The organism is Rhodococcus sp. P4_F3_2 (assembly GCF_056401335.1).
This window is the reverse complement of sequence record NZ_JBFUJN010000070.1, coordinates 1-8,060: the sequence shown is the minus strand read 5'-3', so window position 1 is coordinate 8,060 and position 8,060 is coordinate 1. Positions and strand designations below refer to the sequence as shown.

6 protein-coding genes are annotated in these 8,060 nt (G+C 63.0%); all 6 read right to left on the bottom strand.

Translation table 11 applies throughout. From position 1 onward, the window contains the following. On the bottom strand, window positions 1-174 hold a 174-nt coding region (locus AC1DWA_RS32460), incomplete at its 3' end, for a DUF8010 domain-containing protein (RefSeq protein WP_477917547.1). Continuing rightward, window positions 167-586, bottom strand: coding sequence for an acyl-CoA thioesterase (locus tag AC1DWA_RS32455; protein ID WP_003944573.1), 420 nt, complete (start codon window positions 584-586; stop codon window positions 167-169). The genes AC1DWA_RS32455 and AC1DWA_RS32460, both read right to left, overlap by 8 nt. After that, window positions 583-5,430, bottom strand: a complete 4,848-nt coding sequence (locus AC1DWA_RS32450; RefSeq protein WP_020908241.1) for an NAD-glutamate dehydrogenase — start codon at window positions 5,428-5,430, stop codon at window positions 583-585. The genes AC1DWA_RS32455 and AC1DWA_RS32450 overlap by 4 nt, the downstream gene beginning before the upstream one ends. Window positions 5,431-5,529: 99 nt before the next feature. After that, entirely contained in the window at window positions 5,530-5,949 is a 420-nt protein-coding gene (locus AC1DWA_RS32445; protein ID WP_019749099.1) for an acyl-CoA thioesterase, read from the bottom strand. Between the two features lie 4 nt (window positions 5,950-5,953). Then, window positions 5,954-7,633, bottom strand: a complete 1,680-nt coding sequence (gene ettA, locus AC1DWA_RS32440) for an energy-dependent translational throttle protein EttA (protein ID WP_477917545.1) — start codon at window positions 7,631-7,633, stop codon at window positions 5,954-5,956. A gap of 166 nt (window positions 7,634-7,799) precedes the next feature. Further along, the coding region (locus tag AC1DWA_RS32435; RefSeq protein WP_477847080.1) for an acyl-CoA dehydrogenase family protein at window positions 7,800-8,060 on the bottom strand (261 nt) is incomplete at its 5' end.

Here is an 8,060-nt window from a genome sequence, read left to right as displayed (position 1 = left end):
GGTTCGCGTCGCCAGAGCGTCGAAACCCGTTGACGCCCAGACGCTCAGGTGCGCATCGCCGCGTCGACGCATTCGGATGACCGCGGACTCGTCCAAACGCAAGGCGTGACCGATGAAGCCGGCCAAGTTCTTTCGCTCGGCCTCCTCGGGCACGGTCAGGACACGTTCATGCACGTTGCCAGCTCTCCAAGTACTCCCGCTCGGGCCCGCTGAGGCGGCGCAGACGTTGAGTGTCGATATCGAAGGCCGCGATCTGAGTCGATGCCACGATGGACGGCGGGACGCTGAGATCGGCGCCGCGGGGGCGAACCTCGTACGCGATGGTGAAGTCCACCGCGCGAACCTTTTCCACCCACATGAAGACATCGAGCGGTGAATCGTCGTGCCGCAGTTGCCCGCGGTACCGCACATGGAGATCGGCAATCACAGCCCCGTCACGCAGGGTGACCGTCGGGCGCGAGTCTTCGAACAACCAAGGAATCCTCGCCTCTTCGAGCAACGTCACCATCCGTGCGTGGTTGATGTGCTGGAAGGCATCCATGTCGGACCACCGAACCACAACTTCGGCGTGGAATCCTTCGCTCAACGTCCTACCTCCGATCGGGTGCCCATGCTGCGCACCATGCTACGAACCTGACGCGCCGCCACCGAGAGCGTCGCGAGGTCAAGCGTCCCAGACTCGAAGATCTCGACGAGAGCTGCCCTCGCCCGACTCAGCCGCGAGGCGTTGGTCGATTCCCATTCGTCGATCTTCTCCTGCGGCGACTCCCCCGGCTCGCCGCCGGCCAGAACCTCCATCGTCAACTGCCGCAGCGAACTGTAGAGGTCGTCTCGCAACGCGAGCCGAGCAAGCGAGTGCCAGCGATCGCCGCGCTCGAGTCCCGAGACCGCGCTCAGCAGCCAGTCGATTCCCAGATGCGCGTCCAAGGCGTAGTACAGCTCCGCGACTTCGGTGATGTCGTGATCTGCGATGTCGGCGATATCCGCGATGTCGAGCAGGCAGTAGACGTCGAGCAGTCGGAACACGTCCAGCGCCAACGCTTCCGGAGCCCCGCGATCGATCACGGATTGAGCGCGCACGAGCAGATCGTCGAGCTGGTGGCCGGCGAGCAGCCCCGGAACCAGCGGCGCCGTCGCCCGATACGCTGCCGAGTAGCGCGCAACTTCGGCGCCGACCGCGATCGGCTGGGGCCGATTGGCCAGGAACCACCGCGACGCGCGGTCGAGCAAGCGGCATGACTCCACGATCAGCTCGTTTTCGATCTCTGCACTGACGCCGGCCGAGCGGATTCGCGACCACACCTCGTCGAGCGCAAAGACCTCTCGCACAGCGGCGTAGGCACGGATCGAGTCGGTACTGCTCGCTCCGGTCTCCTCGGCCAAGCGGTAGGCGTACGTGATTCCGCCGTTGTCGATCACTTCGTTCACGAGCATCGTCGCGACGATCTGCCGCCGCAACGGGTGTGCCTTGATCTCCGTTTCGAACCGATCGCGAACAGCGGTCGGGAAGTACTGCGGGATCTGCTGGGCGAAGAAATCGTTGTCCGGCAACTCGGTTGCGAGCAGATCGTCCTTGAGTGAAAGCTTCACGTGCGCCGTCAGCGTCGCCAATTCCGGCGACGTCAGACCCACACCGGCCTCGAGTCGACGCTCGATCTCCTTGTCGGTCGGCAACGCCTCGAGCTTGCGGTCAAGGCCACGTGCCTTGGTCAGATCCGTCAACTGACGGCGGTGAACACCGAGCATCTGCGGCGCCGTCACGCGGGAGATTCCGAGCAGCGCGTTCTGGGCGATGTTGTCCGCCAACACCAGCGCCGCCACGTCGTCGGTCATCGACGCCAGCAACGGATTCCGTTCCTGCGTCGGCAGTAACTGCGAACGCACGAGCGAATCGAGAAGGATCTTGATGTTCACTTCGTGATCGGAGCAGTCGACCCCGGCCGAGTTGTCGATGGCGTCGGTGTTGATGTGACCGCCGTTGGCGCTGAACTCGATTCGTCCCAGAGCAGTCACGCCGAGGTTGCCGCCCTCACCGATCACCTTGACCCGCAGGTCTTGACCGTCGACTCGCACCGCGTCGTTGCTCTTGTCTCCGACCTGCGCGTTAGTCTCGGTCGAAGCCTTGACGTATGTACCGATTCCGCCGTTCCACAGCAGATCCACCGGTGCCGACAGAATCGCCTGCATCAATTCCGGCGGCGAGAGCTTCGTGACCCCCTCGGCCAGACCCAGTGCGATCCTGACGCTTTCGGCGATCGGAACCGACTTGACCGTGCGGTCCCAGACGCCGCCACCTTCACTGATCAGGCTCTTGTCGTAGTCTGCCCACGACGACCGTGGCAACTCGAAAAGTCGTTGACGTTCGACGAACGAGCTCGCTGCATCCGGGTTCGGATCGAGGAAGATGTGTCGATGGTCGAACGCGCCCACCAGACGGATGTGCCGACTGAGGAGCATTCCGTTGCCGAACACGTCTCCGCTCATGTCGCCGACGCCTACCGTCGTGAAATCCTGCGTCTGCGTGTCGACCCCGAGTTCGCGGAAGTGCCGCTTGACGCTTTCCCAGGCGCCGCGAGCGGTGATTCCCATGCCCTTGTGGTCGTATCCCACGGAGCCACCGGAGGCAAACGCGTCGCCGAGCCAGAAGTCGTACTTGGCGGCAACCGAATTCGCGAGATCCGAGAACGTCGCCGTGCCCTTGTCCGCGGCGACCACCAGGTAGCGATCCTGATCGTCCTTGCGCACCACTCGATCCGGCGTCACAACTTCGCCGGTGGCCGCGTGCACGTTGTCGGTGATGTCGAGCAATCCGGAGATGAACGTGGTGTAGCAGGCTTTGCCGGTTTCCAGCGTCGCCGTTCGATCAGCGGCCGGATCACCCGTCGGCAGAGGCGGATTCTTCACGACGAAGCCGCCCTTGGCGCCGACCGGCACGATCACCGCGTTCTTGACGGCCTGAGCCTTCACCAAGCCGAGCACCTCGGTGCGGAAATCCTCGCGCCGGTCGGACCAGCGGAGCCCGCCGCGCGCGACTGCGCCGAATCGCAGGTGGACGCCTTCGACCTCGGGTGAGTACACGTAGATCTCGAAAGCCGGCCGCGGCTTGGGCAGCTCGCTGATCCGCGAGGGATCGAGCTTGACCGACAGGTAGTCGCGAGAGCGGCCATCGGCGTCGACGACGTAGAAATTGGTACGCAAGGTCGCCTTCACCAAGGAGAACATTCCACGCAGAATGCGATCGGCATCCAAGCTGAGTACCTCGTCGATGGACGCACGCAACTGCTCGTCCAATTCGGCGACGCGGATGTCGTCCTGCTTCTCGGGGTCGAACATCGCCTCGAACAACTGCACCAATGCAAACGCGGTCTGCGGGTGCGTAAGCGCGATTCCTTCGATGTGGAACTGACTGTACGGAAATGTGGCCTGGCGCAGATACTTTGCGTAAGCACGCAGCACCACGGCTTGCCGCCAGGACATTCCGGCCCGCAGCACCAACTCGTTGAATCGGTCAGCTTCTGCCCGGCCGAACCAGACTGCACCGAATGCAGCCGTGAATCGCTTCTGGACCTCGGTCAGCGGGGCGGTGCTGGTCTCGAGTGGCACCTGCGCATCGAGGTCGATCTCGACCGACGCCCGAAGATCCGCCGGTACCGACAATCCGAAATCGTAGATCCAGCACTGAACGCCGTCGAGTCGCTGCACGACGTGCGGCCGCTCGTCGAGAACTTCGACGCCGAGTGACTGCAGCACCGGTAGCACCTGACTCAGCGAGATACCGTCGCCGCCGACGAAGAGCGTGAAGCGCCAGGCACCGGGCGCGGAGTCCACAGCGCGATAGAGCAGTACGTCGATCGCGCCTGGCGCCAACGCCTCGAGCCTGGCGATGTCGGCCAGCGCGCGTGACGGCTCGAAGTCCTCCTTGTATCCATCGGGAAGTACCCGCGAATACCGTTGCACCAGTTCCGGATCCACACCCGGAATGTCGCGAACAAGGTCGTTGATGCGGTCGTCCCAGCTACGACTGACTTCGGTCAGCAGGGCCTGAACTCGCTCGCGGTTGGCCTCGGAGACATCCAGATGAACCGGCTCACTGTCCGGATCGCGCCGGATCGTCACGTGCAACAGCGCAAGATCGTTCTCGGTAACCCGGGCGGTGTAATCAACTGTGCCTGGGCCGAATTCGCGCCACAACAGGTTTTGCATCGCCAGTCGCACCCGCGTCGTGTACCGGTCGCGAGGCAGATACACCAAGCAGGATACGAACCGTCCGAACGTGTCCTCGCGGACGAAGAGTCGCACCTGTCGACGCAGCCCGATGCTGTGCACGGCGTGGACGGTCTCGAACAAGGTCTCGGCATCGCTCGAGAACAACTCGGTGCGCGGGAAGGACTGGATGACCTCGAGCATCGCCTGCCCGGAGTACGAATGCAGGTCGACACCGGCACGCGCGATGACTTCGCGGACGCGGCGCTCGATCAGGGGAATCGCGAGAACGTTCTCGTGGAGTGCGACCACGGTGAACACACCCAGGAATCTGTGCTCCCCCACGATGTTTCCGCTGTCGTCGAGGATCGAGACACCCACGAAGTACGGGTAGACAGCGCGGTGCACCGTGGCGGGGAACGATCCCTGTGTCAGCACCAGAAGCGGTCGATCCGGGAGATCTGCGACGGGAGGCAAGCTCATCGGGCCTTCGGTGATCGCGTCGGAACGCAGCACGCCGAGCCCGCTGCCGGCGACCGTGCGTGAGCCGTCCTTCGTGCCCTCGAATCGCCGGTATCCGAGTACGGCGTAGTTTCCGTCCGCCATCCACCGGAGCAGTCGAGCGGTATCGGAGAATTCTTCGGGGGTGATCCTCCCGGAGGCAGTTTCTGCAGCACTCTCCAACTCGTCGGCAACGCGCAGTTGCAGTGCCTTCATGTCCGGGGTGTCACCAACCACCTGGCGGACGTCCGCGAGTACTTTGCCGAGGTGGGCTTCGATCGCGTCGAGATCGGAATACTCGACTTCGGAGTCCAACTGGACGTGCATCCAGGATTCTTGGATACCGCTGTCGCCCAAGGAAATCAGATTGCCCGCGTTGTCGCGTTCAACCGTCAGGATCGGATGGGCGAATTGACTGATTCCCACACCTTGTCGGTTGAGCATCGCGGTAACGGACTCGACGAGCAACGACATGTCGTCGGTGACGATCTGGACGGCAGCGCCGAGACCCTCGGATCCTGACGGGCGGTACACACGCCATACGGCCGTGCCTGGCGTCCGCTGCCTCCCGAGCGCGAGATGCGCGAGCAGGACTCGATCCGATCGACCGTTGATGACGTCGTCGCTGTCACCCTCGTCGATGTGCGTGAAAAAGGCCTCGCGAAGACGCGTCAACAACGTCGCTTCGTCGAGGCCTGTGCCCTGCTGCCGTACACGGTCTGTCATTCCTGGCTCACATCCTTGTGGGTTCTGATCGCCGCGACCAATCTCTGACTCGAGACTAGCCGCGGCAACCAGTACCTAGGGTGAACTGAGAAACGAAATCTACGATGTCGTCATCTGAACAAGCGATGCTTCGAGCACCGCACGTTCGCTGTCCGCCAGCGGTCTGGACTTTTCGGACACGGTGTCGAATCCGACCATCAACGCGTCGCCGAAGGCGCATTCGACACCCGCGTTGTCACGGATGACGTGCCGAACCGTGAACGAGGAAGTCCCGACGTGAGTCGTGAAGATCTCCACGTTCAAGGGACCGGACCGATCGGTGACCGGCTTGAGGAACTCGATGGTCATCTTTCGAACCACGAGGTATCCCGGCCGGCCGCCGAGCGGCGCCAGTTTCGCTTCCAGGAACTGGATGCGAGCTTCCTGCATGTACTCGACGTAACGCGTGTTGTTGACGTGACCCAACCGGTCGGAATCGCCCCACCGGACCTGGATCTGCGCTGTGTATACGTCGGACACCGGATCAGTCCCTGGTGAGCTTGCGGTGAGTCACGCGGTGCGGGCGTGCGGCGTCGGGGCCGAGTCGCTCGACCTTGTTCGCCTCGTAGCCCTCGAAGTTGCCCTCGTACCAGTACCAAGCTGCCTCGTTGTCGCCGAAGCCACCTTCCCACGCGAGGATGTGGGTACAGGTCCGGTCCAGGAACCAGCGATCGTGCGAGATCACGACGGCGCAGCCGGGGAACTCTTCGAGAGCGTTCTCCAGCGAGCCGAGGGTTTCGACGTCGAGGTCGTTGGTGGGCTCATCGAGCAGGATCAGGTTGCCGCCCTGCTTGAGCGTCATCGCCAGGTTCAGGCGGTTGCGCTCACCACCTGAGAGGACGCCGGCCGGCTTCTGCTGATCGTGGCCCTTGAAACCGAACGAGCTGATGTACGCGCGCGAGGGGAACTCGGTCTGGCCGACGACGATGAAATCGAGCCCGTCGGACACGGTCTCCCAGACCGTCTTCTTGGGGTCGATTCCGRAACGGTTCTGGTCGACGTAGCTCAGCTTGACCGTCTGACCGATCTTGACCTCACCGGCGTCAGGCTCCTCGAGACCGACGATGGTCTTGAACAGCGTCGTCTTACCGACGCCGTTGGGGCCGATGACGCCGACAATTCCGTTGCGCGGCAACGTGAACGAAAGATCCTTGATCAGCACGCGGCCGTCGAAGCCCTTGTCGAGGTTCGACACCTCCACGACCACGTCACCCAGGCGCGGCGGTGCCGGGATCTGGATCTCGTCGAAGTCGAGTTTGCGGGTCTTCTCGGCTTCGTTCGCCATTTCCTCGTAGCGATCGAGACGAGCCTTGTTCTTGGCCTGGCGGGCCTTGGCGCCGGAACGAACCCATGCGAGCTCGTCCTTGAGGCGCTTCTGCAGCTTCTGATCCTTCTTGCCGGCAACTTCGAGGCGTGCAGCCTTCTGCTCCAGGTAGGTGGAGTAGTTGCCCTCGTACGGGTACAGGCGTCCGCGGTCGACTTCACAGATCCACTGCGCGACGTGATCGAGGAAGTAACGATCGTGGGTCACGGCGAGGATTGCGCCGGGGTAAGCAGCGAGGTGCTGCTCGAGCCACAGGACAGATTCGGCGTCGAGGTGGTTGGTGGGCTCATCGAGGAGCAGGAGGTCGGGCTTGCTCAGCAGCAGCTTGCAGAGCGCAACGCGTCGCTTCTCACCACCGGAGAGGTGGGTGACCATCTCTTCCGGCGGGGGGCAGCGCAGGGCGTCCATAGCCTGCTCGAGCTGCGAGTCGATCTCCCACGCGTCTGCGTGATCGAGCTTCTCCTGCAGCTCGCCCATCTCTTCCATGAGCTCGTCGGAGTAATCCGTGGCCATCAGCTCGGCGATCTCGTTGTACCGCTTGAGCTGGACCATCGTCTCTCCGAGACCGTCCTCGACGTTCTCGCGAACCGTCTTGGTCTCGTCGAGCTCCGGCTCCTGCATGAGGATGCCGACGGTCGCGCCCGGAGCCAGGAATGCCTCGCCGTTGCCCGGCTGGTCCAGTCCGGCCATGATCTTGAGGATGCTGGATTTACCAGCGCCGTTCGGTCCGACGACACCGATCTTCGCGCCGGGGTAAAAGCTCATCGTGACGTCATCGAGGATGACCTTGTCACCGTGCGCCTTGCGCACCTTCTTCATCGTGTAAATGAACTCAGCCATGACCGCCAGCCTATCGGTGTTTGTCCTATAACCCACATTGCGCGTTGGCGCTCACTCCGATCCGGGTTCTGCGGACAGTCCGAGGTCATCGACCAGATTCACCGACATGCTCATCGACCCCCACGAAAACCGCGATGGGGACACCTCCGGGTGTCCCCAGGACGGCTCAGATCATTGCCCGGTGGATGCCCTTCGGCTCGCCACCGAGCTGCGAGAGCGTCGACGAATGGAAAATGGAACCAGGCACATGGATCGCGTGCGCGAGACCGGCATGAGCATCACGCCAGAACCGCTGCATCGGCGTGTTCAACTGCAACGCGCCACCACCGGAACGAGCAAAGATCTCGTCCACCGCCCGCACCGCCCGCCACGCCGCAGCAGTCTGCGTACGCCGACCGATCGCACGAAGCTCGAACGAAACTTCCTG